Annotated in this window: 1 protein-coding gene; it reads right to left on the reverse strand. The window is 63.4% G+C overall.

The window, feature by feature from the left end:
• On the reverse strand, window positions 1–1,445 hold a 1,445-nt coding region (locus HDE79_RS21750; RefSeq protein WP_184605310.1), incomplete at both ends, for an autotransporter-associated beta strand repeat-containing protein.

Consider the following 1,445-nt stretch of genomic DNA (forward strand, 5'->3'; position numbering starts at 1 on the left):
CCGGACAGATCGCCGATGGTTTGATTGCCGCCGGCGGAGATATCAAAGCCAGCGCCGGCACCGCTGAGATTCACCGCGCCAGTTGCTGCCAGACTACCGCCGGCGCCCAGCGCCAGCGTACCGTCACCGATCGTCAGACCGCCGGTGAACGTGTTCGCACCGGTTAGTGTTTCGGTGCCGCTACCCTGTTTGATCAGGCTACCGGTGCCACCGATGATGCCGCCGAAGCCTTGATCGGCAATGCCGCCAAAAGTGAGCGCGTTTGTGCCCAGAGAGATGCTGCTGCCAGCCACGCCGGACAGATCACCAATGGTCTGATTACCGCCGGCAGAGATATCGAAGCCGGCACCAATACCGCTGAGGTTCACCGCACCACTCGCCGCCAGACTGCCGCCAGCACCCAGAGCCACCGTGCCTGCACCGATATTCAGGCCGCCAGTAAAGGTATTGGCACCGTTCAAGGTCAGCAGCGATGAGCCGTTCTTGGTGAGACCGCCGGTACCCGATAACGCGCCACCCAGGGTCAGTGCATTACTGCCCAGTACGGTCAGCCCGGCATCCAGCACGACGTTATTGCCCAGCGTGATCGCGCTGTTGGAATCCAGCGTAGCTGCACCGTCCACGGTGAGTGCGCCGGTGCCAAGTGCGGCGTTGTTGCCGACAATCAGGCCGCCGGCGTCGAGATCGATGCCGCCACTGAACGTATTGGCACCACTGAGCGTCTGTACGCCGGTACCGAGTTTGACCAGGCTGCCGGTGCCAGCGATGACACCTCCGAAGTCGGTATTGCCCACGCCACCCAGGCTCAGTGCATTGCCGCCAAGATTGACGTTGCCCGAAGCGCCAGCCAGCGAGCCGATGCTCTGGTTGCCGCCGGCGGAAATATCGAACGTGCCACTGCCGCCCAGGGTGACCGCACCGGTTGACAGCAGGCTGCCACCAGCGCCAAGCGCCAATGTGCCTGCATTGATCGTGGTGCCGCCGGTGAAGGTATCGGCACCGGTCAAGGTCAACGTGGCGCTGCCGTCTTTGCTCAGGCTGCCATCGCCGCTGATCACGCCACCCAAGGTCAACGCATTGCTGCCCAATACGTCCAGGCCAGCACCTGTAGCCAGGCTGATGTCGTTGGCAAGCGTGACCGGGGCATCCGCATCCAGCGTAGCGGCACCGCCGACGCTTAATGCGCCGGTGCCGAGCGCCGTATTGTTGCCGACGATCAAGCCGCCCATATTCAGTGTGACGCCGCCACTAAAGGTATTGGCGCCATCGAGGGTCTGTGTCCCTGCGCCGTTCTTGATCAGACCGCCGGTGCCGGCGATGACGCCGGCGAAGCTGGCGTTGCCAATACCACCCAGGGTCAGCGTATTGCCGCCGAGCGTGACATTGCTGCCGCCCACGCCATTCAGTGCGCCGATCGCCTGATTGCCACCGGCGGAGATATCGAA

This window comes from Rhodanobacter sp. MP1X3 (genome assembly GCF_014207165.1).
Taxonomy (GTDB): Bacteria; Pseudomonadota; Gammaproteobacteria; order Xanthomonadales; family Rhodanobacteraceae; genus Rhodanobacter.